This window comes from Mariniradius sediminis, from assembly GCF_021491425.1.
GTDB classification, from domain to species: Bacteria; Bacteroidota; Bacteroidia; order Cytophagales; family Cyclobacteriaceae; genus Mariniradius; species Mariniradius saccharolyticus.
In genome coordinates this window covers 300764-325936 of sequence record NZ_JAKEVZ010000003.1, presented here as the reverse complement: position 1 = coordinate 325936, position 25173 = coordinate 300764, and the positions used below count along the sequence as shown (strand labels likewise).

At 46.6% G+C, this 25173-nt stretch carries 24 protein-coding genes; 17 read left to right on the top strand and 7 right to left on the bottom strand.

From position 1 onward, the window contains the following. The 7 genes from L0U89_RS05925 to L0U89_RS05895 all read left to right on the top strand — a co-directional run bounded on the left by L0U89_RS05925 (position 1) and on the right by L0U89_RS05895 (position 6604). Complete coding sequence (locus L0U89_RS05925; protein ID WP_234860689.1) at positions 1-1911, top strand: RecQ family ATP-dependent DNA helicase; 1911 nt, start codon at positions 1-3, stop codon at positions 1909-1911. Beyond that, positions 1911-2498, top strand: a complete 588-nt coding sequence (locus L0U89_RS05920; RefSeq protein ID WP_234860688.1) for a hypothetical protein — start codon at positions 1911-1913, stop codon at positions 2496-2498. The genes L0U89_RS05925 and L0U89_RS05920 overlap by 1 nt, the downstream gene beginning before the upstream one ends. A gap of 6 nt (positions 2499-2504) precedes the next feature. After that, entirely contained in the window at positions 2505-3056 is a 552-nt protein-coding gene (locus L0U89_RS05915; RefSeq protein ID WP_234860687.1) for an NUDIX hydrolase, read from the top strand. Positions 3057-3068: 12 nt separating this feature from the next. Beyond that, positions 3069-3503, top strand: coding sequence for an acyl-CoA thioesterase (locus tag L0U89_RS05910; protein ID WP_234860686.1), 435 nt, complete (start codon positions 3069-3071; stop codon positions 3501-3503). A 32-nt stretch (positions 3504-3535) separates the two neighbouring features. Next, positions 3536-4246 (top strand): tetratricopeptide repeat protein, encoded by a 711-nt coding sequence (locus tag L0U89_RS05905; RefSeq protein ID WP_234860685.1) that lies wholly within the window; start codon positions 3536-3538, stop codon positions 4244-4246. Next, positions 4246-5214, top strand: coding sequence for an L-threonylcarbamoyladenylate synthase (locus tag L0U89_RS05900; RefSeq protein ID WP_234860684.1), 969 nt, complete (start codon positions 4246-4248; stop codon positions 5212-5214). The genes L0U89_RS05905 and L0U89_RS05900 overlap by 1 nt, the downstream gene beginning before the upstream one ends. A gap of 190 nt (positions 5215-5404) precedes the next feature. Further along, positions 5405-6604 carry a phosphoglycerate kinase gene (locus tag L0U89_RS05895; RefSeq protein ID WP_234860683.1) on the top strand — a complete coding sequence of 400 codons (1200 nt, stop codon included), beginning with the start codon at positions 5405-5407 and terminating at the stop codon, positions 6602-6604. A 97-nt stretch (positions 6605-6701) separates the two neighbouring features. Here L0U89_RS05895 and L0U89_RS05890 read toward each other — a convergent pair whose 3' ends face one another. Both L0U89_RS05890 and L0U89_RS05885 read right to left on the bottom strand, forming a co-directional pair. Beyond that, positions 6702-7817 carry a hypothetical protein gene (locus tag L0U89_RS05890; protein ID WP_234860682.1) on the bottom strand — a complete coding sequence of 372 codons (1116 nt, stop codon included), beginning with the start codon at positions 7815-7817 and terminating at the stop codon, positions 6702-6704. 140 nt (positions 7818-7957) lie between these two features. Continuing rightward, complete coding sequence (locus L0U89_RS05885) at positions 7958-8620, bottom strand: hypothetical protein (RefSeq protein WP_234860681.1); 663 nt, start codon at positions 8618-8620, stop codon at positions 7958-7960. A 188-nt stretch (positions 8621-8808) separates the two neighbouring features. Here L0U89_RS05885 and L0U89_RS05880 point away from each other — a divergent pair, with 188 nt between their 5' ends. Genes L0U89_RS05880 through L0U89_RS05865 form a run of 4 tightly spaced genes read left to right on the top strand, consistent with a single transcriptional unit; the run spans position 8809 to position 9924 of the window. Next, on the top strand, positions 8809-9213 hold the full coding sequence (locus L0U89_RS05880) for a hypothetical protein (protein ID WP_234860680.1): 405 nt from the start codon (positions 8809-8811) through the stop codon (positions 9211-9213). Continuing rightward, the gene (locus L0U89_RS05875; RefSeq protein WP_234860679.1) at positions 9206-9397 is read left to right on the top strand and encodes a helix-turn-helix transcriptional regulator; all 192 of its coding nucleotides are present in this window, start codon (positions 9206-9208) and stop codon (positions 9395-9397) included. Before L0U89_RS05880 ends, L0U89_RS05875 begins: the two co-directional genes overlap by 8 nt. Then, positions 9397-9594, top strand: a complete 198-nt coding sequence (locus L0U89_RS05870; RefSeq protein WP_234860678.1) for a glycine zipper domain-containing protein — start codon at positions 9397-9399, stop codon at positions 9592-9594. Before L0U89_RS05875 ends, L0U89_RS05870 begins: the two co-directional genes overlap by 1 nt. 45 nt (positions 9595-9639) lie before the next feature. Next, complete coding sequence (locus L0U89_RS05865; RefSeq protein WP_234860677.1) at positions 9640-9924, top strand: YgdI/YgdR family lipoprotein; 285 nt, start codon at positions 9640-9642, stop codon at positions 9922-9924. 50 nt (positions 9925-9974) lie between these two features. Here L0U89_RS05865 and L0U89_RS05860 read toward each other — a convergent pair whose 3' ends face one another. Then, entirely contained in the window at positions 9975-12326 is a 2352-nt protein-coding gene (locus L0U89_RS05860; protein WP_234860676.1) for a glycoside hydrolase family 3 protein, read from the bottom strand. Positions 12327-12650: 324 nt separating this feature from the next. Here L0U89_RS05860 and L0U89_RS05855 point away from each other — a divergent pair, with 324 nt between their 5' ends. Then, complete coding sequence (locus L0U89_RS05855; protein ID WP_234860675.1) at positions 12651-16094, top strand: ThuA domain-containing protein; 3444 nt, start codon at positions 12651-12653, stop codon at positions 16092-16094. A gap of 315 nt (positions 16095-16409) precedes the next feature. Beyond that, positions 16410-17234 carry a KilA-N domain-containing protein gene (locus L0U89_RS05850; protein ID WP_234860674.1) on the top strand — a complete coding sequence of 275 codons (825 nt, stop codon included), beginning with the start codon at positions 16410-16412 and terminating at the stop codon, positions 17232-17234. Between the two features lie 19 nt (positions 17235-17253). Here the strand turns inward: L0U89_RS05850 and L0U89_RS05845 are convergent, their stop codons facing one another. The 4 genes from L0U89_RS05845 to L0U89_RS05830 form a co-directional block, all read right to left on the bottom strand. Continuing rightward, positions 17254-18186 (bottom strand): dihydrodipicolinate synthase family protein, encoded by a 933-nt coding sequence (locus L0U89_RS05845; RefSeq protein WP_234860673.1) that lies wholly within the window; start codon positions 18184-18186, stop codon positions 17254-17256. A 70-nt stretch (positions 18187-18256) separates the two neighbouring features. Continuing rightward, a complete protein-coding gene (locus L0U89_RS05840; protein WP_234860672.1) occupies positions 18257-19555 on the bottom strand; it encodes an aminopeptidase P family protein in 1299 nt (432 codons plus the stop codon). Between the two features lie 78 nt (positions 19556-19633). Beyond that, the gene (locus L0U89_RS05835; RefSeq protein WP_234860671.1) at positions 19634-19921 is read right to left on the bottom strand and encodes a hypothetical protein; all 288 of its coding nucleotides are present in this window, start codon (positions 19919-19921) and stop codon (positions 19634-19636) included. Further along, positions 19918-21630 carry a DNA polymerase/3'-5' exonuclease PolX gene (locus L0U89_RS05830; RefSeq protein WP_234860670.1) on the bottom strand — a complete coding sequence of 571 codons (1713 nt, stop codon included), beginning with the start codon at positions 21628-21630 and terminating at the stop codon, positions 19918-19920. Before L0U89_RS05830 ends, L0U89_RS05835 begins: the two co-directional genes overlap by 4 nt. Positions 21631-21732: 102 nt before the next feature. Between L0U89_RS05830 and L0U89_RS05825 the strand changes: the two genes are divergently transcribed. The 4 genes from L0U89_RS05825 to L0U89_RS05810 all read left to right on the top strand — a co-directional run bounded on the left by L0U89_RS05825 (position 21733) and on the right by L0U89_RS05810 (position 25079). Next, positions 21733-22140: an EVE domain-containing protein gene (locus tag L0U89_RS05825; RefSeq protein ID WP_234860743.1), complete on the top strand. Its 408-nt coding sequence runs from the start codon at positions 21733-21735 to the stop codon at positions 22138-22140. Beyond that, positions 22137-23768 carry a transcriptional regulator gene (locus tag L0U89_RS05820; RefSeq protein ID WP_234860669.1) on the top strand — a complete coding sequence of 544 codons (1632 nt, stop codon included), beginning with the start codon at positions 22137-22139 and terminating at the stop codon, positions 23766-23768. Before L0U89_RS05825 ends, L0U89_RS05820 begins: the two co-directional genes overlap by 4 nt. A 164-nt stretch (positions 23769-23932) precedes the next feature. Continuing rightward, the gene (locus tag L0U89_RS05815; protein WP_234860668.1) at positions 23933-24304 is read left to right on the top strand and encodes a transmembrane 220 family protein; all 372 of its coding nucleotides are present in this window, start codon (positions 23933-23935) and stop codon (positions 24302-24304) included. A gap of 22 nt (positions 24305-24326) precedes the next feature. Beyond that, positions 24327-25079 carry an NIPSNAP family protein gene (locus L0U89_RS05810; RefSeq protein ID WP_008624247.1) on the top strand — a complete coding sequence of 251 codons (753 nt, stop codon included), beginning with the start codon at positions 24327-24329 and terminating at the stop codon, positions 25077-25079. Positions 25080-25173 lie beyond the last annotated feature (94 nt).

Here is a 25173-nt window from a genome sequence, read left to right as displayed (position 1 = left end):
TTGAAAGAACAAGCCCTCCATATTCTCCAGTCCGTTTTTGGCTATCCGGAGTTCCGGCCCGGGCAGTTGGACATCGTGCTTTCGGTATTGGAGGGAAAAGACACCTTGGCCCTATTGCCCACCGGCGGCGGAAAGTCGATCTGTTTTCAGGTGCCTGCTTTGGCCAAAGAGGGAATTTGTTTGGTTATCAGCCCGCTGATTGCCCTAATGAAAGACCAAGTGGACAATCTGAAAAAGCGACGAATATTGGCAGCAGCGATCTATTCGGGGATGGGCAAACGGGAAATCGACACCATCCTGGACAATTGCATTTATGGAAACTACAAATTTCTGTACGTTTCCCCCGAACGTCTAAAGACCGAGATTTTCATCGAGCGCTTCAAGAAGATGAAGGTCAACCTCATTGCTGTCGACGAGGCACATTGCATTTCCCAATGGGGCTACGACTTTCGCCCACCCTATCTCGAAATAGCAGAAATACGGGCACACCATCCCGCCGTCCCCTGCTTGGCGCTGACAGCATCCGCCACGCTGATGGTAAAACAGGATATCATCGACAGGCTCAAACTACAAAAGCCCTCTGTTTTTGTAAGATCATTTACGCGAAAAAACCTCAGCTACGCCGTCCGTATGGCGGAAAACAAACTCGAGAAAGCCATTGAAATCCTCCGAAAAATCCCCGGATCGGCGATCGTATACGTCCGCAGCAGAAAGGGTACCAAGGAAATCGCAACCACCTTGCAGCAGATGGGTATTTCGGCGACTTTTTACCATGCAGGCCTCGACAATGCCAGCCGTGAAGAACGGCAAGCGACGTGGAAAGCCAACAAAGTCCGCGTCATGGTGGCCACAAATGCTTTTGGGATGGGGATCGACAAGCCCGATGTACGCATGGTGATCCACATCGATATTCCCGAAAATTTGGAAAATTACTACCAAGAAGCGGGGCGTGCCGGCAGAGACGAAAAAAAGGCCTATGCAGTACTGTTGACCAACAAACAGGACCTGGAAGTCCTGGACGAACGGGCACAAAAAGCCTACCCGCCCATAGAATACCTCAGACGCGTCTACCAATCCCTTGCAAACCACTACCGAATGGCCGTAGGCAGCGGCGAAATGGCGAGTTTCGATTTTGACCTTCCCCAATTTGCGGACCAATACAAACTGGAGCCCGTGACGACTTACAACGCCCTGAAAGTCCTGCAGGAAAATGACTTCGTGGAACTTTCCGAGAGTTTTTTTGCCCCTTCTACCATCCACTTTTTGGTCAATCAAAGCAAGCTCTACGAATTCCAAATCAGCAATGAAAAGCTCGATCCCTTGATCAAAACCCTGTTGAGAACCTTTGGCGGTGAACTATTTGTCGAATACATCTCCATCCAGGAATCCAAACTCGCCAAATACGCCGGAATCCCCGAATCAGAGTTGGTCAAACAACTCAAATACCTTGACCAAGTAGGAATTTTGGCCTATCACCCAAGAAAAGACACTCCGCAAATCACCTTCCTGACACCAAGGTACGATGCAGGAAAGCTGCCACTCGATGTGGCCTGGATCGAATCAAGGAAGAAAAACCACTTGGACAAAGCCAAGGCCATGCAGGACTACGTCGCCAACTTGGTCCTTTGCAGGTCCCTGCAAATCGCGGCCTATTTTGGGGAAGAAAACGATAAAGCCTGTGGCATCTGTGACGTCTGCCTATCCAAAAAATCCAAAACGGCCCTGCAGCAGGAAAAGATCAGGAAAAGAATTCTCGAAACCTTGGGCATGGGAAAGGTGTTTACCTTACACAATGTCTCCGAAGTATGTGGCATCAAACCCGACGCGCTGATAGGTACGCTGCTGAGGGAGTTGGAGGATGAAGGAATTGTGGCTACGCTGCCCGACGGGACAATCAAAATTCAACATTGATGGCTTCATTTATCGAGGATCTGTTCAGTAAACTGTTTCCGAAAAAGTCCCTGCCGTTTTCCCACAAAGAAAACTTCAACCAAAGCACGCCAGATTCCGAGGAATTGGAAAATTGGCTGAAGGGCGATGAAGCAAAGGATTTATTGGGAATGATTTCCAAAAACTACCATTTCAAAAAATCCGGAATCCAAGCCCATCCTGAAATCCATATTCTCAACTCGCCTTACGCCAACGGATTTGCTGTCAGTTTTGAAAATCCGCTGACTTCCAAAACTTTTTCCCAACTTTTCTTTGCTTTTGGACTGCGAATGTTAGATTTGGGATACCATCGCGTCAGTCTTGACCGGAAGATGGAGGAAATCAACGAACAGGTCAAGACCACCGAAAAACAGTACTTCAAACCGCCTTTGTCAAGTGCTGATTTTTCCCAGAAAATTGACCAACTCTATGGAAACGTCAGCATAGAAAAGGTCAGCATCAACGATAAACCCAGCTTTTTGAAGGTTTTGGTAACTGTCTACTCAGATCACCTGTACCAAAAAGCCAAACCATTTGACGAGTTTATCGACGCACTATTCCAACACTAATCCACTATGGACCGCAAATCACTTAGAGAATCACTCGAAAACTACCGAACGCCTTTTGAGGAAGAAGCTTCTTTCCTGGAAGATTTCATCCAATTGACTTATGACGAGAAGGCCTACCTTCGGGAAAGACTGCAAGGCCACTTCACCGCCTCTGCTTGGATTGTGAACAAAACCAGAACTCATACGCTCCTGACGCTTCACCGCAAACTGAATCGCTGGCTGCAGTTGGGTGGACATGCGGATGGTAACGAAAACCTGCTTGAAGTCGCCATGTTGGAAGCCCAAGAGGAAAGTGGCCTCAGTTCGCTCAGGTTTGTGGATCGACGGATTTTTGACATCGACAGACACATGATACCCCAGCGAGGTGATGTACCCGAGCATTTTCACTACGATGTTCGGTTTTTGATCGAAGCCGAGAGTGATGAGCCCTTGCAGATTTCTTCCGAAAGCATGGATTTGGCTTGGATGCCATTTGATGCAGTAGAGGACTTGGTCGGTAACAGTCCTTCCATCCTGCGTATGCTGGAAAAAACCAGCAAATCAGAAATCCTCATGTAGTTGGTACAATCCATGAAAAAATATTCCCCAGAAGAGGTTCAGGCCTCTTTTTCTTTTTCGGTCCCCATCCAAGTCCGTCTGTCGGACATCGATGGCTACATGCATGTCAACAATGGTATTTATTTCAACTATTTGGAACACGCCCGGGCAATGTACCTGTACCAAGCCTGTGGTTGGGATGTGATGGATATCGGGACCGTACTAGCAAATATCCAAATCAATTACCGGAAGCCAATCCACGCCGAAGACAGTCCGATTGTCTTCGTGACCTGCACGGAGATTGGGCGAAGTTCATTCGTATTGGAACAGGTAATTATGGGGAAAGATAAGGAAGGAAATCAAGTGGTCTTCGCAGCGTCGACGACGACTATGGTTGCCGTGGATATGAAGACCATGCGCCCAGTTCCTGTCCCGGAAGCTTACGCCGCCAAATTGCGGTCCAGCTAATTTTCCTATCTTTGCGCAAAAATCCCCATACCGTGCGCAAATCCGTCTTATTTGTTTTCCTTTTTGCGATGATCTTCGCTTGCAGTCCTTCCGAACAGGAGCTGATGGACGAGGGCATCAAGCTTTTGGAAGCCTCCGAACTCGAGAAGTCAATAGAGTTTTTTGATCGAGTCCTAGAGAAAAACGCCAACAATACGACTGCGCTCAACGCCAAAGGTGTGGCACTTTACCAATTGAAAAAATACGATGCTGCGATCGAAGCATTCACACTTTCCATATCTGCCGACAGCACATCCTACAAACCTTTCTTCAACCGTGGCAACGCCTACCTTGAAAAAAAATCATTCAAGGAAGCCGTGATGGATTACAACCAAGCCAACGGACTGGATCCGAGCGTACTCGATGTCAACTACAACCGCGGGCTCGCACTTCTCGGCATGGAATCCTACGAAGACGCCATCTTTGATTTTGACCAAGTGATCCAACAAGACCCGAATCGCGCTTTGGCTCATTTCAACAAAGCCAAGGCACTATTGGGCAACAACGACCCCGTGGCCGCCGCCAACTCGCTCGTGGCGACCGTAAACCTGGACAAGCAAAATGGCCCTGCATACTACCTGCTTGGTGTCACGCAGATGAGCGCGTTTGGGCAAAAGGAAGAAGGCTGCGCCAACCTGAAAATGGCATTGAGCTTGGGCTTCTCCGAGGCCAAAACTTGGATCGATGATTTTTGCAAAGAATAATGGCTCAAATCGGCACGGATATAGAAAAGGCAAAAGCTTTGCTCGAATCGGGGGAGTTAGTCGCGATCCCGACAGAAACGGTATACGGACTGGCTGGCAACGCATTGAATCCTGATGCGGTTGCCAAAATTTTCTCCGTGAAAAACCGCCCGAGTTTCGACCCCCTGATTATCCATACTGACAGCCTCGAGAAAGTCCGCAAATTCACACTCGATATTCCAGCGCCACTGGACAGATTGGCAGCACATTTTTGGCCGGGACCTTTGACGCTTCTTTTGCCAAAAAAACCCATTGTGCCCGATCTCGTCACGAGCGGCTTGGATACCGTGGCCGTCAGAATTCCGCAACATCCACTTACGCTGCGCCTGTTGGAAACACTTGATTTTCCCTTAGCTGCCCCAAGCGCAAATCCCTTCGGCTATATCAGCCCGACCACGGCAGCACACGTGCAAGACCAATTGGGTGACAAAATCCCCTACATTCTAGACGGCGGACCCAGCCAAGTCGGTCTGGAAAGTACGATTGTAGGCTTGGAGAATGGTGAAGTTATTGTTTATCGCTTGGGGGGATTGGAAGTTGCAGCCATTGAGACAATAGTCGGTCCAGTCAAAATCATGGCCCACTCCAGCAGCAACCCAAAATCCCCAGGAATGCTGAAAAGCCATTATGCTCCAAAGGCTTCTTTTATTTTGGGGGATTTGGAAAAATTGGTGCCGATTTACCAAAAAAACGGAATGCCATTTGGTATTCTTTCATTCTCGAGGAAGTTCCAAGACATCCCCGAGCCGTTCCAAAAGCAACTGAGCGAAAAGGGTGATCTTGCTGAGGCGGCGAAAAATCTTTTTGCCCACATGAGGGCTTTGGATAGCGTGGATGTTTACGTAATTTTAGCGGAGCTTTTGCCGGACGATGGTTTGGGGAAAGCGATCAACGATCGATTGAAAAGGGCTGCGGCGGGGGAAGACTAGCTATGTTTGTACGAAGTACCATGTACAATGTACCAAGAATTTCCCCTTCGCAATTGGACAGAGTCATGAAAATCTAAGGCACTAACTATGGACCATGGACTATTGACTATTGACCACGGACTCCCCAATAACTCAATAACCTATAACCAATTTACCAATTCCGCTTTCAACCTTTTAAACATTATAAACCATGAGTCAACGCATCAAGAGTGTGGCGCAGATCAATTTTAAGGGAAAAAGAGCCCTCATTCGGGTGGATTTCAACGTTCCTTTGGACGAGAATCTTCAAGTATCGGATGATACCCGGATTTCCGCAGCCACGCCAACCATCCAGAAAATCCTCCAGGACGGAGGTTCGGTCATTTTGATGTCCCATTTGGGCAGGCCAAAGGACGGCCCTACCGACAAGTATTCCCTTCGGCATGTCATCAGCAACCTTGAAAAACTGGTGGGCACCAAAGTCAAATTTGCCACGGATTGCATCGGAGAAGACGCCAAGTCTTTGGCAGCCGGACTGCAGCCTGGAGAGGTACTTTTGCTGGAAAACCTGCGATTTTACAAGGAGGAAGAAAAAGGTGATGAGGCCTTTGCGGAGAAACTTTCCAAACTCGGAGATATCTACGTCAATGATGCGTTTGGTACTGCCCACCGTGCGCACGCATCCACGGCTGTTATCGCGAAATATTTTGATACCAAAGCCACAGGCTACCTGATGCTTTCCGAATTGGAAAATGCAGACAAAGTCCTTGAGCATCCAGAAAGACCTTACACCGCCATCATGGGCGGCGCGAAGATTTCCGACAAGATTTTGATCATCGAGCGCCTCCTGGACAAGGTGGACAACCTCATCATCGGCGGTGGTATGTCCTACACATTCTCCAAGGCACAAGGCGGGACGATTGGGGATTCACTTTGTGAGGCAGATAAACTCGATTACGTATTGGAATTGATGGCAAAAGCCAAAGCGAAAGGTGTAAACCTGATTTTGCCATTGGATACCGTGATTTCCACCAAGTTTGCCAACGATGCAGAGCAAGGATTGGCCAAAGCAGGACAAATCCCGGACGGCTGGATGGGCTTGGATATCGGACCGGAGACCAGGAAGCTTTTCGCCGATGTGGTCAAAGCCTCCAAAACCATTCTTTGGAATGGCCCCATGGGGGTATTCGAAATGTCGAGTTTCGTACACGGCACGATCGCCGTGGCGGAGGCTATTGCCGAAGCAACAGAAAAAGGCGCCTTTTCCCTCATCGGTGGCGGCGACTCCGCAGCAGCAGTCAACAAGTTTGGATTTGGGGAAAAAGTATCCTATGTATCGACAGGTGGTGGTGCTTTGCTCGAGCACATGGAAGGCAAAGTCCTCCCCGGTGTAGCAGCTTTGGCTGAATAAAAAATTTGGAAAGTTCATAAACAAAAAAGGACCGGGAGATCGGTCCTTTTTCGTTTTTAAGAATCTTAAATAAGCTGGGGCTTCTTGTATAAATACCTCAACTCGGGAGATACTGCTTGATATACATTGTTCTTTCAACCAATACCTTCTTTTTTCCTTTAAAAAGCATATCGATGTGATCCTCATACCCTGTGTTTTCATTGTAGATTATCGATAGCATCAAGGTGGGATTTGATAGGTCGGGGTTGAAATCCAAGACAGACAGAATTTGAGGAGGAATATCCAAAATCTTAAAGTTACGTTCCTTTGAGAGTACCTCCCAATAAATCCTCCTGTACCCAGGTAGGCCAGGATTTATCTTGAACTCAAAATTCTGTTGCTGATATGTAAATGCCGTCGGTTGAATGATTTGAAAGTCTGTTAATTTTTTGCTGCCAACCTCTATCTCCCAATCATACATCAATTCGATCTTTTCTGGTGCTTTGTTCCAGTTTTCATAGCTATAACTTTTTACTGTAGCGCCGGGTGCCAGACCCTCCATTTTGATTCTCCCTCCTATATACCAATAGAAATACTCAAATGCCTTCGGAAAAGGAATTGTTATCGTGCTTGTTGTTTCTTCACCATTATGGATTAGAAAAGACTTCCTGAAGTCAGATTCACCCATTTTTTCCAGTGCATACACCGAACTTACTATCGAACCTTCTTTTGGTGGGTCGACTTTCAAAACCCTATCAAGAGGTCCAGAGTATTGGGGAGGGTACTCTTGTTGGTCCCCTTTGTGTTCAAGTTCCCATGTACTATTTGGGTCAATTCCCGTATAGGTTATAAACGAATGGTTCATATTCCAGACAGACCATGCGAAGGTGACATTTACGAGTTCATTTTTCGGTAAAACAAACTCAGTTATAGAATTGACAGATGATTGTTTGAAATCGACCAAGCTGCCGTCCATCTTGTGAATCATGATCCAGAATTTCCCATTACCAAAAACAGCATAGTTCTTGTTAATAAACTTAAATACAGTTTCATTTGGTCCGATTACGGGGCCCTGTTCTTTAGGTTCATCTTCTTTCGGTTTTTCAGGGATAGGCTCTTCCTTTTTTGGATCTTCCAGTATAGGGTCCTCAATCGCGGGCTCTTCAGTGGATTGGCAAGAAAGAACAAGTGCAAAGAAAAAAATGAGTAGAATCTTTATTGTAAAACTTTTCATAATCTAATTGTTTATCCAAATTAAGACAAAACTAGGTTATGAGTCAACTAATAATGTCTATATATTTTTGGATATTTTTACCTCATCGTTTAATGTTAAGGAAGGCATGTTCCAAATTGACTTTTTCGCTTGTTGACCTCTTAACTTACCCACAACACGTATTCTTTCACTCTTTCCCATGTTCCCTGATTATTCAGATACAACACAATTTCTTCCTTCGCACATAAAGGTCCACAGAAATTGTAATGCTGGATTAAAGCATACTTTCCTTCTGTATCGAAAACCGGTTTTGAAAACTGGTGAAAGCTGTTCGGTAACTCAGCTGGCAATTCATTTTCAATTTGGGACACCACTTCCTCCCAAGCAGAATGTATTTCAGAGATCTCTCTTGGAGTAAGGCAATTGTACTTCGGTAGTTTTTCAGAATCCCAAAGCCAGGTTTTGGATACAATTCCCTCAAGAAGCTCTTTCCGTTTGGAACTAGGCAGTATTGACTCATCGACCGATCGTAAAAAGGCATTAAACTCGCTATGGAGCTTTCTTGTATTGATCTGAAGATGTGGAAGAGTTTCGCTTTCGGCAATTTCGGGCATTATCGCCATCAGAAAATCATAAGCCATCTTATCATCGATTACTTCATACCTAGCATGCGTGAGGACTTCAAAAGCCTCATCGTCAAGGCGACTCTCCCAAAAATTCCCATATACAAAAACAGCCGCAGCGATCAGAACCATGAAAACAGCACCGATAAGCGGAAAATTATTTCCCATAGGTAAACTACGACTCCTTGTTTTTCTTTTCATTGATTTGATTCTAGTGCTTTATCACCTAAATATCATCAATTTGAATCTTTATTGAAATATTGACTTAAAACCTTTCGGAAAAATCGTTGGCTTCATAACATGTTAAATATTTCTAACTTTTAACTCAGCGAGCATTGTAATTTGTTATGTATTTCTAACTTTGTGTTAGAAATTATTAACACACAATCATGAGAAAAACGATCCTATTGTTGTTTGTGGCCTTTTTGGTCATTGGAACATCGCTCATCTGGTATTTGAACCAAGAGAATACAACTGGTTCAGAAACGATTGAATGGCTGCATTTCACTATTATTTTGATCGTTGTCGCCTTCGCCCTGTTTGTGGCGATCCAAAGGTATCGCAGTCTCCAAAGAGGCCAACCGGCAGAAGATGAAATGTCCAAGAAGCTCCTGCAGAAAACAGCAGCTCTTTCCTACTACATTTCACTCTATTGGTGGGTAGCCTTGCTTTTCATCAAGGATAGGGTCGAATTCGACACCGAACAGTTGATGGGGTCAGGTATCTTGGGAATGGCGCTAATCTTTGCAGTGGTGGCCGTTTTCCTTCATTTTAAAGGTCTTGGGGATGAATAATCGGATCAAGGAGTTTCGGGCAAAGTTCAACCTTACCCAAGACGAATTGGCCAAAAGAGTCAATGTCCGTCGTGAGACGATCGTCTTTTTGGAAAAAAACAAGTACAACCCTTCTTTGAAGTTGGCCTTTGACCTCGCCAAGGTATTTCAGGTCACTATCGAAGAAATATTTATTGATGACTAATGGAAAATACCCCAAACAAACACGAAAAACTGTCACTCTTTATCTCCCTCGGAATGCTCCTTGGAATTGTCGTAGGAGTGATGGTTGGCATTTGGCTGCATGACTTCGCTTTGAGCCTTTCGTTGGGTGTGGGCCTTGGAATCGCAGTGGGTGCACTCGCCTTCTTGTTGTATCCCAAACGAGACCGCCGAACTTAAAGGCGTCAATTGCGTGATCATCCAGGCAGACATAATTAGTGACCTATGTATTTGAAAATAACCGAAATTGTTACCTTTGACTTATACAAAGATGTGTCGATGAAGAAGTTTCTGTTTTTCGTATTGGTGATTGCTTTGGGTTCTTGCTCGGACATAGACGAGATCAGCGAACCCTGTATCGTCAAGTTGAACGACGGTTCCTCGATCGTGATAGAAACCGATATCCGTATAAATCAACGCACTGGCACCATTACCTATCGCAATGCGGACGGAGACTTGAGGTCCATTTTCCAGGAAGACTATGAAGACTATCGCTGTGGCGCCAATTAAGCACAATAAGCGATTTGAAAAATAAAAAAAGGCGGGAGTTCCCGCCTTTTCTATTTTGTTTGCCCCGGCCTTTTGAATTTTTCGGTCCGGGAATCATTGATAACTCCATTCCAATTGAGTCCAAAACCAAAATCATACGTGTTGCCCGCCTCGTCCACATGGCAGACCATATCATGCGGCACGTCTTCCATTTGGACTTCCACGGTAAACATGTCTGCAGGCATCTGTATAGGCAATAAGGCACTTGGCTCAGCTTTTCCCGTAAGAATATCCATTACAGCCTGATCCTGTACCCCAAAGTGGAGCAGAATGCCATCGACGGATTTTTCAAATTCATTGAAAACCATGCTATTCCCGGCAGTCACCACCACGATGACCGGCTTGCCGGCCATTGCTTTTCGGGTTTCCAAAATGATTTCCAACTCTTTCTGGTTAGCTGTAATTGCTGTTTTACCCTTGTAAGATCTATTGGTAACGGTTGGCGCGATTACAGGATCGCCTGCCGCGATACTTTGTTCACGGGCGTCCTTCGCAAGATAGGGTCCATATTGCAAGCTGATCGGCACGTAGCCATTTCCACCCGATTCGCGGTCTGAGGGCTCATATCCTGTCCCCGGCATCGGTGCTGATACAAAAACAATCCCCACCTCAGCCGCTTCCGGGCTATCCACCACTTCGAAATATTTGCTGGCAATTCCTAAGTTGATAGGGTCTACCCATTTTTCCTCGGATTTGACACCCCACCAGTTTGTCGTGGACGGAATAAATTTCTTGGACAAATAGACTTTGGTTTTCTCTTTCAGCGGCAATACCTGCGCCTTGTTTTTCAACATCACGATCGACTTCAACTGTGCTTGGTAACCTTCCTCCATGAAACCCGGATTCCCGACCGTTTCTTTGGTTTTTGCGGGATCGAGGTATGGGTTTTCAAATAGTCCGGTTTGGAAAATATTGCGCAGCAATCTTACGCCCGATTGCTCAAAGCGCTTCCGCATCCATTCTTCCCCATGTTCCTTCACGCCCATTTGGTAGGCCTCCAACACAGGTTTGATGTCATTATTTCCACCAAACTGATCTCCCCCAGCCATCAGTACCTGGTAGTGCCTTTCGGCAATGGTCTTTGTTTCCATACCCCATGGCTTGCCCCTGAATACTTCCGGAGTGGGACCTTCGTCGCCGGTGACGCCCCAATCAGTACACACCACACCATCGTAGCCATACTTCTCGCGAAGCAAATCTGTGATGAGGTATTTGCTGTAGGCATTTGCCACATTTTCGTTATTGACCAAATCCTGCCCGTAGGAAATTGTATAGTAAGGCATGACCGCAGATGCGGACTTTGTTTTGCCTGAAAGCTTAAATGCCCCCTCGGTAAACGGCATCAGGTGGTAATCAAACAATCCACCCGGATAGACGCCAAACTTGCCATAGGCAAAATGCGCATCACGCCCACCTTCCCCTGTGCCACCTCCAGGCCAATGTTTCACCATGGCGTTGACGCTGTGGAAGCCCCAGCCTGATTGGATTTCGTTTTCACCACCAGAGGTTTGAAAACCATCCACGTACGCACGCGCCATCTCAGTAGAGAGTTTCGGGTCTTCCCCAAAAGTGCCTCTCACCCGATTCCAACGTGGATCCGTTCCCAAATCAATTTGGGGAGAAAGTGCAGTCGTCAGACCCAAAGCCCGATATTCGATCGATGCCACTTCTCCGAACCGCTGCACCAAAGCAGGGTCAAAGGTTGCTGCAAGACCAAGGGATTCCGGCCACATGGAGATTGTACCTCCCGCGCCAGCGTTGTATTCGGCGCTCGCGACTGCACCGTGCCGCGGATCAGAGGAATTATTGGCGGGAATTCCAAAACCGATTCCTTCGACGAAAGCTTGGGCCTCATTGTTCCATTTGGCTGCGACCTCGGGGCTTTCTACACGGGTAATCAAGACATGGCGCAGGTTATCGGTTTCGAGAAATTTCTTTTGCTGATCGCTGAGCGAATGGCTAGGGAGACCACTCTCGGCAAGGGGTTTGCCCCCATAAGTGCCCGCACCGAATCCAGCCGGATTGGCTGGGATGGACTGGTGGGAACTGTACAGCATGAGCCCAGCTATTTGCTCAACAGATAGCTTGGACGCCAAATCCTTGGCACGCTCGTCAACCGTCAGCCGCCAATCCTCATACGGATCAAGCGAACCATTTTTGTTGAGATCTTTGAATTTCAGCCCACCTTCGTCCAGAATGCTGATTCCCCAGGCTTTGGAGTAGCCCAATGTAGGACCCTTGGATTGCTTGAGGATGACGATCTGCTCATCAATCGCCGTTTCCGTTACCTCGTTTTTTTCACAGGAGAAAAACATACTGGCTGCAAACAGCAATAGTACTGTGGAGATTTGATTCTTTTTCATAACCGTATTTTGAAGTAATCTTGACTTTCAAATAGAAAAAACAAAAGTTGGATGGAGGGGATAATCCTGCCCTAGCCCGATTTGCCGCATTGCTCTAGGCAAAGACCGGATAATCTTTCTCCAATTTCGGTCGATTTTTCCCGAATACATATCAAAGATACCCCAAATTGTAAAAAATACACAATGAGTTTTTTTTCTGCTTTGAAAAGCCAATTTTTGGAAAATATTTCCCTGAATGCCAGTCCTAAGGAGTATTTTCCATTGCTGTGAATCTGAACTAATTATAAACCACAATTCCTTATCTTCCCCGAAATTCTACAACCTATGATGACCAAAAAGTACCTGACAAGGTCTTTGATGACGGCCTTGGCTTTAGTGTTAGTATTTGCTTCCTGTAACAAGAGGAGCGGCAATCCAAAAGTTTTGGTATTTAGCAAGACGGCTGGGTTTTACCATGAATCCATCCCGGATGGCATCGCGGCCATCATGAAGATGGGGGCAGAAAACGGCTTTGAAGTGGATACTACCACCAATGCAGAGCTAATCAATGAGGAAAACCTCCAGCAATATTCCGCAGTAATCTGGCTCAGCACGACTGGAGATGTGCTCAATCATTACCAAGAGGCGGATTTTGAGAGATATATCCAAGCGGGAGGTGGCTTTGTCGGTATACATGCCGCGAGCGATACCGAATACGAATGGGGATGGTACAACCGATTGGTTGGCGGGTATTTTTCCTACCATCCAGGAATCGGCGATACGCATCCCAATGTCCAAGACGGCAAGCTGAACGTCACAGATCGAAAGCACCAAACAACCCGCTTCCTGCCGGAAATTTGGAACAGAAGGGACGAGTGGTACCATTTCAAAAAATTGAATCCAGACGTCAACGTGCTGATGGACATAGACGAATCCAGCTATCAGCATACGAAACCAATGGGCTTCCACCCAATGGCATGGTACCACGAGTATGATGGCGGACGTGCCTTCTATACCGCAGGTGGCCATACCAAAGAATCCTACCAAGAGGAGCTTTTTTTGCAGCATGTATTGGAGGGGATAAAATATGCCATTGGGGACAACAAAAAGTTAGACTACTCAAAGGCCAAGACACAAAGAGTTCCCGAAGAAAATAGGTTTGAGAAAACAACATTGGTACTGGGCGAATTCACCGAGCCCACGGAAATGACCATCCTCCCCAATTTGGACATCTTGATAGCACAGAGAAGGGGTGAAATACTGTTGTATAAAAATGGTGACTCCACCGTTCGTGAGGTGGCCAAGCTTGATGTCTACTGGAAAACCGACATTGCCGGCGTAAACGCCGAGGAAGGTGTGATGGGTCTCCAAAAAGATCCGAATTATGCCAAGAACGGCTGGGTCTATGCTTTTTACAGTCCTACAGGCGACAAGGAAATCAACAGGCTGTCTCGATTCAAATTCCAAAATGACACTTGGGATATGGCCTCGGAGCAAATCATTTTGGAGCTATATTCACAAAGAAATATCTGCTGTCATACAGGTGGCTCCATCGCTTTTGACAAGGACGGCTTACTTTATCTTTCTACAGGCGACAACTCTACGCCGTTTGACCAACCCAACAGCAAATTTGTAAACAGAGGATATTCACCAGTTGACAACAGGGCTGGAATGGAGCAATACGATGCCAGAAGAAGCTCCGGAAACGCCAATGATCTGAGGGGAAAAATCCTCCGCATCAAAGTCAATGAAGATGGAAGTTATGAAATCCCCGACGGAAACCTGTATCCAAAAGGCACTGAAGGCACACGACCGGAAATCTACGTCCAAGGACTCCGAAACCCGTACAGAATCTCCGTTGACCAAAAGACAAACTTCCTCTATTGGGGCGAAGTTGGACCGGATGCCAGCAATGACAGCCTCCAAACACGTGGTCCGCGAGGCTACGATGAAGTAAACCAAGCGAGAAAAGCAGGTCATTTCGGCTGGCCGTACACCATTGGCAACAACTTCGCCTATGCCCAGTACAACTACGAAACCGGAAAAGCCGACCTTTTCTTTGATCCAGCCAAGCCAGTCAATAACTCGAAAAACAACACGGGCATCAAGGAATTGCCTGCCGTCGAGCCGGCATTTATCTATTACCCATATGCGAAATCCAATGAATTCCCCCAACTGGGAACAGGAGGACGAAACGCAATGGCAGGTCCGGTTTATTATGGAGACATGTTCCCGAAAGATACACGCTATCCGGCCTTTTATGATGGGAAATTGTTCATTTACGATTGGGTAAGGGGTTGGATCAAAGCCGTGACCATGACCCCATCAGGTGACTATGACAAGATGGAGCCTTTCATGTCGACGACGAAGTTCAACGCACTGATGGACATGGAAGTGGGTCCTGACGGCAAGATTTACATCTTGGAATATGGCAATGGCTGGTTCACCAAGAATCCTGATGCCGCACTTTCCAGAATCGACTTCAATGCTGGAAACAGGACGCCTGTTGTTAAGTCAATCACAACTGACAAAACCTCCGGTGCATTGCCTTTCAAAGTCAGGTTCACGGTAGATGCTGCCGATCCGGAAAAAGATCCGCTTACGTTCATTTGGGATTTGGGAAATGGAGAAACGGTCACAACGAATGAACCGGTATTGGAACACACCTTCAATAAAATAGGGGACTATGACGTACGTGTAGCGGTAAGCGACCCTGGTAAATTGACGGCCAAAAGCGGTATTGCTTCGGTCTATGCGGGCAATATTGCTCCTGAAGTCACCATTGCGGTAAAGGGCAACCAGTCCTTTTATTTCCCTGGGAAAAAAGTAGCCTACGAAATCACGGTCAAGGATCCAGATGATGCCGATGCAGGCAAAGACCTTTCCTCGCTTTTTGTAACCGCCAATTACATTTCAGGATTTGATCAGGCCGAAGCCGCAAAAGGGCATTTGGTCATGAGCGAAGCAATGGCCGGAAAGAGCATTATAAGCTCATTGACCTGCAAAACCTGCCACAAAGAAGACGAAGCATCGATCGGTCCTGCCTACACGGAAGTGGCCAGAAGGTATAGAAGAAATCCCGAAGCTTCGGCTTATCTGATCAACAAGATACAAAAGGGCGGAAGCGGCGTATGGGGAGAAACAGCCATGCCGGCCAATCCGGATTTGAAAAATGATGATGCACGCAAAGTCGTCGCTTATATCCTTTCGCTCGGCCGCAGACAAGAGGATGTGCCGACCCTTCCTGCATCCGGGACCGTAGATCCGACGCTTGGGAAGCAGCCTTCCAACAACGGTGCATTTGTACTCTCGGCCAGCTTTACCGACCGTGGTGGCGAAAACATCAAGCCACTCGTGGGCAGCAGTTCACTTGCATTGAGGCATCCTGTTGTCGGCATGGACCAAGCCCGCGAACTCAATGGCTATACGACCATGGTATTCAACGGGCAAACCTTGGCCTTGATTCCAAGCAGCGAAGCTTCCTTTGCCTTCAAAGGAATCGATCTAACGGATATTGGATCGCTGATGCTGATGGGGGGTGCACAAGAACCGACCAAAGACGGCTTTATCGTAGAAGTGAGACTTGATTCACCGACCGGAACCAAGATCGGCGAGTCGGTATTCCAAGTCCAAGGACAAGCCCAAGGTGGATTTATCTTTGGTATGGGCATGGTGGGAATCACACCTGTCACAGACGGTAAAAAGCATGATGTCTATTTTGTGACACGTCCAAAAGCAGGTGAAGAACCCAATGCGGCGATCTTCTCCGTAGAGTTCAAAGCCAAGTAATCATTCCGAATGATATGTAAAAAACCCCAAGCCCTGATGAGGGCTTGGGGTTTTTGTTTTGGGGAAAACTTGGTTTCAACTTCTTGAGATACAACGGTGTAACTTTTCTTTCACCTAATAACAGTGATTATTCTATTATGAGCTATTTTAGCTTTAGTTATACCCGCCAATACGAGTTGTACAGCACCTGCGAATTCCGAGCTGGTGAGGCGTTATTGACAGAAGCCCTTTGGCGAGACAGTTTAGTTGGCGTTGATTTCTTGGTTTTTGGCTTCTGATAAGAACCTATGAATTCTGAATAAATGAAATAGAAATATGGCAAGAAACAAGATACTTGAGGTAAAGGGAACGGAGATCACAATTTACACAGGTGATACTGAAGACTACTTGTCGCTTACAGATATTGCTCGTTATAAGGATGTTATCAATACGGATGATATTATCAAAAACTGGCTGCGGAACCGAAATACTATTGAATTGCTGGGCTTTTGGGAACAATTATATAATCCGAATTTTAAACCCGTCGAATTCGACGGGTTTAGAAAACAAGCTGGCCTCAACAGCTTTGTATTGACCCCTAAGCGATGGATCGAAACCACCAATGCCATTGGAATTATTTCAAAGTCAGGGCGGTATGGCGGTACGTTTGCACACAAAGACATCGCATTTGAGTTTGCCTCATGGATATCCATAGAGTTCAAACTATACATGATCAAGGAGTTCCAGCGCCTCAAAGAAGAAGAAAGCAAGCGCCAAAAACTTGACTGGAACCTGCAACGTACCCTCGCAATAGTCAATTACACGATTCACACCGATGCGATCAAGGAAAAACTAATCCCCGATAAGCTCACTTCCAAGCAAATCTCATTGGTTTACGCCTCTGAAGCAGACTTGCTTAACATGGCTCTTTTTGGGAAAACCGCTGCCGAATGGCGAGCTGGAAATCCAGATTCCAAGGGAAACATGCGGGATGATGCCACACTCGAACAGCTTGTGGTTCTGTCAAATTTAGAAAGTATCAATGCCCTGATGATTCGGCAGGGACTTGTTCAATCAGATCGTTTGGAACAATTGAACCAAATTGCCATTACCCAGATGACTTCTCTGGTCAATAACGGAAACCTGAAAAGACTCAAATAACTGCTGGAAGAAAAACCGTTTAGGCCAACACCTGTTTAATCTTCAAGTTGATTTGTTCTAGATTCCTGCGGATGATCTCACGTGCCAAAGCGTCTGCGGGAGAAAGTGGGGGTGCCAAATGGGGCTCGCAGACCTGGAAATGGTAGAGGCTTTCCTTGATTCCGGCGATATAGCCTGAGTGTTTGGGATGGACTGCGAATATCCGCTGGGAAATCTCCTGCACCAAGGGCTGCATTTGGTTGACGCGCTCTACAAAACCCTTCTTGGCAGCTTCATACAATTTGACATACAACTTCGGGAAAATATTCCCCCCGGCATTCATACCTCCGTCCGCACCTGCCATCACCACTTGTGACATCAATTCATCAGGTCCCATCATCACGGAGAAATTTGGAAATTCCCGCTTCACATACATCAGTTTCTGAAAATATACCCCATTGCCCGAACTGTCCTTGATGCCGATGATATTGGAATGTTTTGCCAGCTTCATCACAGTATCCATTTCGAGGTTGCACTTGGTCATCGCTGGGAAATTGTAGAGGAAAACCGGTAGCGGGCTTTGGTCGGCCAGTTTGATGAAATATTTGTACAAATCCTCCTGATCCAGCGGATAAAAGTAGGGCGGTGCTGCCACGATAGCAGTTGCCCCATTTTCCTTCGCCTGCCTTGCCAGCTTCAGGCTGATATCAAAACAGCTGTGGGTCACACCCACCAAAACCGCCGTATGCCCCGCTGCTTCTGTGCAGGTAATCTCGATCAAATCCTTTTTCGTCGAAGGCTTCAGGCTCGTGGCCTCACCTGTAGTCCCCAGGATAAAAATCCCCTGCACACCACCATCCATCATGTGATGTACCAGCCTTTCGGTACCTTTCTTATCGATTTCGACATGTGAAAGCAGTGGCGTGGCCATGGGGACAATGATTCCCTCGAGTCGCATTTCGTTGATTTCCATTTTTCAGAATATTGGTCGTGCAATATAAGGCAAAGCAGCAAAAAACATGAATCAATCCGCTATTCGCAGACTATCGTTTTGCGGCTTGCATCAAATCCTCGATCTCTTCAGCCTCCACGGGAATATTTCCCATCAGGTCAAAATACCCCGACTCTTGGATCAAAATGTTGTTTTCCAACCGAACGCCCATGTTTTCCTCAGGAATGTAGATTCCCGGTTCCACGGTGAAAACCATCCCCACTTTGATCGGTTCGTGCATCGTACCCACGTCATGTACATCCAACCCTAAATGATGCGAAGTTCCATGCATAAAGTATTTCTTATACGCAGGCCATTTCGGGTCCTGGTTTTTGATATCTGTCTGATCGATTAGGCCCAGCCCCAAAAGCTCCGACTGCATGATCAGCCCTACTTCTTTGTGATAATCCTGTATCGTCACGCCAGGCCTCAACATGGCGGACGCTTCCCTTTTTACCCTCAATACAGCGTCATACACCGCACGTTGACGGGTACTGAATCGGCCATTGACCGGAATCGTCCGGGTCATGTCGGCATTGTAGTTGCCATACTCGGCAGCGACGTCCAGCAAAAGTAGATCACCGTCCAAGCAGGTATCCTTGTTTTCGATGTAATGCAGGACGCAGGCGTTCCGTCCAGTTGCAATGATGGGCTCGTAAGCGAAACCCTTGCTTCTGTTTCTTACAAACTCATGGATCAACTCCGCCTCGATTTCATATTCTGTCACGCCGGGCTTTACAAATGACAAGAGCCTTCTGAATCCCTTTTCGGTGATATCGCAGGCAATCTGCATTTGGGCAACCTCTTCGGCCTCCTTGACAGCACGAAGTTCATGCATCAAAGGCGCCACCCGGCGGTATTGATGGAGCGGGAACCTCTCCTTGCAGTACCGAATAAAGCGCGCGTCCCGAGTCTCCACATGGATATCGGCACGCAGATGCTCGTTGCTATTGAGGAAAACTTGCTCGCTGAGCGCCATCACCGTATGTAGCGTCTTGTCAAAATCCTTCAACCATTTGATGTTTTGAATTCCTGAGGCTTCCAAGGCTTCTTCCATGGTGTATTTGTGCCCTTCCCAAATGGCGATATGCTCGCTTGTCTCACGGAGAAAAAGGACCTCACGCATGGCAGGATCAGTAAAATCCGGGCAAACAAGCAAAATCGTCTCTTCCTGATCGATTCCCGAAAGGTAAAAAAGGTCATTGTTTTGCCTGAAACGCATCGTGCCATCCGCATTGGTCGGCATGATGTCATTGGCATGGAAGATGCAAAGCGACTTTGGTGGAAGCTTCTTTACTAGCTTTTCTCTGTTTTTGATGTAAAACGAGGAAGGTAGAGGTTGGTATTTCATAGGGTTTTGGAAATTTTCACGATAAATCAATCACTTATAGAACCTTGAACAGGCAATAAAGACAAATCCATTTGCGGCTTAGATCGTCAAGACAAAAAACACCAAAGCAACCGCCAAAACCACAATCATTTTCTTGGCCTTGTCCTGAATCTCTTCGGGATTTTTTCGCTTGCGCAGGACCATCACAGCGATACTCAACCCAAACATCTGAAACAGCAGGCCCACGCCTTGAAGAGGAACCAACGATGCCTGCAAAAACTGAAAATAGGCGTTTACGATTGGAATCAAGCAAAGAACAATGCCGGTGATGCCAAACAAAAACGAGCGCTTCAATAGAATACTGTTGTCTTTATCGCTCCAACTCATGACTTTTTGATTGAATTTTTTCGTTGCTGGAGGTAAGCCTCCATTTCCTTTAATGACAGCGCGTTGAAAGTCATATCCCTGGTCAAGCCGCCTTTTCGTCCTGCGATAACTCCGTATCGCATATCCGCGTATCCCTCCATTTCATGCGCGTCTGGATTGATGGAAAGCTTGACGCCCTTGTCCATTGCCTCTTGGACCCACCTCCAGTCCAAATCCAGCCTCCAAGGATTGGCATTGATCTCGATCACGACTCCGTGGCCGGCACAGGCCTGAATAATCGCCTTGTGGTCGATTGGATAACCGCCCCGACGCAGCAATAATCTTCCCGTCGGATGCCCTAGGATGGTCGTGTACTGACTTTCTATTGCTTTCAACAGGCGCTGGGTTGCTTTTTTGACATCCATATTGAGGCTGGAATGCACTGAAGCAACGACAAAATCAAAAGTCGAAAGCACGTCCTCCGGATAATCCAAGCTGCCATCGATGAGGATATCACTTTCGATGCCCTTGAAAATTCGGAAAGGTGCCAGTTCTTGATTGAGCAAATCGATCTCGCGGTGCTGCTGCTGTACCCGCTCGATCTCCAATCCACCTGCGTAAAACGCGGTCCGCGAATGGTCCGAAATTCCCAAGTACTCATATCCCAAATCCCGGCAATGCTCGGCCATCTGACGCAGTGTATGCTTGCCATCACTGTAGGTCGAGTGGTTGTGGAGGATACCCTTTAGGTCTTGGTCAGTAACAAGAAGATCTATCTTGCCTGATTTTGCTAGATCAAACTCCACCAGACCCTCACGAAGCTCCGCCGGAATCAACGGAAGCCCCGCTTTTTCATATGCTTCTGCTTCCGAATAGTAATGTGGTTCCTCCCGGATGATTTCGACAAGGGATTTTTCTCCCTGCACATGGTGAAGCATATGGGCTTTTGCCGAAGTCCTAACTATTTTTTGCAATATCAAATCGGCTGGATCGGAAAAGTGGAACACCATTCTCACTTCGGGGGAAGTAAGCTTTCCGCGCCATGTGAATGGGCTCGAGATTTTGCGGTCTCGTTCCAGTGAAGATATTTTCCCAAGCGCGTGCAGTACCTGCTTCCTGTCATCGGTCGCAATGAGCCACTCTACCTGATCGATGATTTCCAGTTTCCTTCCATACTCGCCTACAGGAACCATATCCGCGACCAAGGTATTCTTCTTGATTTCGTTCACCAATTCGTCCATGTATGCTTCCAAATCCGCATACAGCCACTTTCCTTGGTTGGCTTCCTTGAACTGCAGTGATTGGATAATGCTTTCCTGTGTTTTTTCGCCAAAGCCTTTGATTTTCGCAACTTGCCCAGATTGGCAGGCTTCCATCAGTTCATGCGTAGAGGTGATGTTGAGTTCCTCCCAAAGTGCCTTCACCTTCTTGGGCCCCAGGCCTTTGATTTCAAGGACTTCCAAAATCCCGCTGGGGGTTTTGGCCAAAAGTTCGTCCAATCCGGGAAAACTTCCCGTCGCCTGCAAAGAAACAATCGAATCAGCGATGCTTTTGCCGATTCCAGGCAGGTTTTGAAGCTCTTGTGGACTTTTGCCTTCAATTTCAATTTCACCTCTGTCGATATTGTTGACGGCAGATTGTAGGCTGCGTATCTTGAAGGGATTTTCATCATGAAGCTCCATCAGCTTGATGGTCAGCTTCAGTTGGCGTAAGATGTGATTTGCGTCCAAAATAATTTGAATCTTTGCTCCTGACTAGGACAAATGTCAACAATAAATGTTTTATAATAAAGCGCGAAGCCTTAACTTAAACATTCTAAACAAAAGGCGATGATGAATTATTGGCTGGTTAAATCCGAACCTTCAGAATACGGATGGGAAGACCTGGTTGCAAAACAGGAAGACATTTGGGACGGCATCCGCAACTTCCAGGCAAGAAACTACCTGAAGGAAATGCGCCTTGGGGATCAAGTCCTATTTTACCATAGTGGGAAAAACAAAGAAATCGTAGGTGTGGCGGAAGTCTCATCCGAAGCATTCCCTGATGCCAAAGATACCGAAAACCAAGGCTGGGTCGCAGTACGCCTTAAGGCTTCGAAAGCATTGTCCAAGCCTGTGAGTCTCGAAATCATCAAGGCCGACGACAGATTGGGCAGCCTTCCTTTGCTAAGGCAATCACGGCTTTCGGTCATGCCGGTAGAGAAAAACGTATTCGATCTGATCATCAAAATGGGGTCATGAAAAAAATCATCCCGCTTTTTGTCTTATTTCTATTCGCCTTGGAATCCCAAGCCCAGGTGATGTTTGTGAACCGTTTTGAAATTGAGAGTAAATTTCAGGACAACAATTTTACCATTGTCAAGCGTCCGGGAGGTTTGGTGGGTTTTCGGGTGCAGCCGGACAAGGGTTTCAACCTCAAATCGAAGTTACAGTATTTTTTGACGGACTACGAATTGGCTTCGGACACCTTTCGGGAAATCGCAGTCAAGGACTTTTACGACCTTTTGGGCTATGATTTGGAAGGGGATTTTCTCTATATCCTACTGCAAAAAGGAGAAGCCATCAGCGATAGGTATATGATCGAAATCGACCTCGAAAACGATCTTGCCAAGGAAATCGATTTGACCAACATCTATACGCTTGAATTAAAGGAGTTTTTTGTTGTCAATCGCAACGCCGTGTTCATGGGGCTCTCAGATCTCAGGCCGGTGGTGCAAATTCTCGACATCGAAGCCAACAATGTGTTTACGGTTCAGGGAATCTATTTCAAAGACACCAATATCCTCCAAATCAAAAAAGAGAGTGAGCTGGGGACGATTGATGTATTGGTAAGCCGCCGTGATAGGCTTAAAAACAAACAGTTGGTACTCAATACCTATGACGAGCAAGGCAATAAAGTCAGGGAGGTCGTGATCGATCAACTACAAGACCCCGCATTCGAGTTGGTAGAAGGTCTGATGACCCCTATCGAACAATACCAGCAATCCCTTGTGGGTACCTATGGCTATCGCAAACGGGAAGCCTATCAAGGTATCTACCAAGCCTTTATCAATGAATTTGGCGAATACGATATCCGATACTACACCTTGGAGAACTTCCCCAATTTTTTCAATTACCTCAATGAAAAACAACGGGAAAAGAAACTGGTCGAGTTGGAAAGGTCTTTTTCAAAAGGAAAGATCCCTTCCATCAAGCCGGTTTTCTCCGCCAGGGAAGTCATCCCGACAGGCAATGGGTACCTAATTTACAGCGACCACTTTCTTGCCAACAATCCCCGATACATACCAAGGGACGGTGTGTATGCAAACGAATCCTACCGCAACAACATGAATCGGATGTACATGGACGGCATGGGCTACATGCCCGGATATGGGATGCCCGGCTATCCATTCAATCGATATGGAACCACTGGCTGGCAACAAGGAGAGTACAAGTTTGTGTCTGCGCATATGCTTTACTTATCCAAGGAAGGGGAAGTTATCTGGGACAATGCATTGGATCTTAACAACAGGCTCCTTTCCTACTCAAGCAAATACGGAGAAATCAGTTTTGACGGAGAAAAACTCCACTACCTCTATCTGGATGGGCTAAACATCTACCTAAGCTATATCAAAAACGGGGAAAAGGTTTTTGAAAACCAATCCTATGAAATCAAGCTTCTCAAGGAAGAGGAGCGGCTTCGCGAAACACAGGAAAATAGCCTAAATCTAACTTGGTGGTTTATGGATTATTTCCTACTGTCAGGCAAGCAGAAGGTAAGGTATGTGGGAGAAGACGGCAAGGAAGCCATCAAGGAGGTTTTTTTCCTGACAAAAATCAAAGTCGACGGAGATCAATTCGACCCCGAGGCGGAGGAAACTGATAAATAAGAACCTACTCATCTTTCCAATTAGCTGACTTGCATCACCAATCCAACATCCAAACAATGCAACTTTGGTTGGCAACGGCATGAGATGGAAACTTTTGCCCATGAATCATACGAGGCGTCTGAATAATTTCTATTTTGGTATCGCTAACTCCTACACTGGCACCCATGAAAACATTCTCAAAGTATTTCTTTGGCTTTTGGTTTTTTGCCTTTCTGCTCTTTGCCTATTGGCAAATCAACGATCCCGATCCGGAAATCTGGGTTACACTCTACATCGGCGCGGCGATTTTCTCAGGCTTGGCCTTTAGGGGAAAATATCCTTTGATACCCTTAGCGGTTGTCATTTTGGTATGCCTTGCGGGGGCAATTTACTTTTACCCCGACTCGGTATCCGAATGGGTAAATTATGAGCTAGAAAACAAGGACCTCACCATGAAAACCCAAGAATCCGAGGAAGCCCGGGAAACATTCGGTTTTCTAATCATCGCAGTCGTATTGTCAGTCGCCGCTTTTATGGGCTGGCGAAAAGGTAAATGAATCAACACATCTTCTTAAATCCATGAAAACCATCAAACTCTTATCGCTCACATTACTTGCCTTCCTTTGTTTGGAGGCTGGCGCACAGGATATGCGCTATTTTGAAATGCGCACCTACACTGCACATGAGGGAAAAAGACCCGATTTGGTCAAGCGTTTCCAAGACCATACCCTGAGGCTTTTTGCAAAAGCAGGGATTGAAAATATCGGGTATTTCATCCCCACCGATCCCAACGACAACCGGCTGGTTTTTATTTTGGCCTATCCACATCAGGCGATGCGTGACATGCTTTGGGAAAAATTCGCCACCGATCCCGAATGGCTGGAAGTAAGGGCTGCGAGCGAAGCCAACGGTCCATTGGTCGCCAAAGTCGAGCAAACATTTTTGGAGATTGCAGATGACCTCAATCCGGAAATCGTCCGTGATACCAACGAGGGTAACCGGGTATTTGAACTGAGAACCTACACAATGTTTCCCGGGAAAATCGATGCCATCCACGCCAGATTCCGCGATTATACCCGCGAACTTTTCCAAAAACACGGTATGATCAACGTGATGTATTGGTACACGGTGGAAGCGGATGAATCCGTTCAGCCAAAATTGGTGTACCTATTGGCGCACAAAAGCGAGAAGGCTGGGAAGGATTCCTTCGCAAAATTCGGCAAGGATCCGGTTTGGATCACCGTGCGTGACGCTTCCGAGCAAAACGGCAAAATCGTGGAAAAAGTCGAATCACTTTACTTGCAGCCACTCCCTTTCTCTCCTATGAAATAAAGCATCCGAGACTATCTACGCAGATAAGCTGGCATTCAATCAAATTAAGTGTCTATAAAACAAAAAAAGGGGCCTTTTGGCCCCCTTTTTTGTT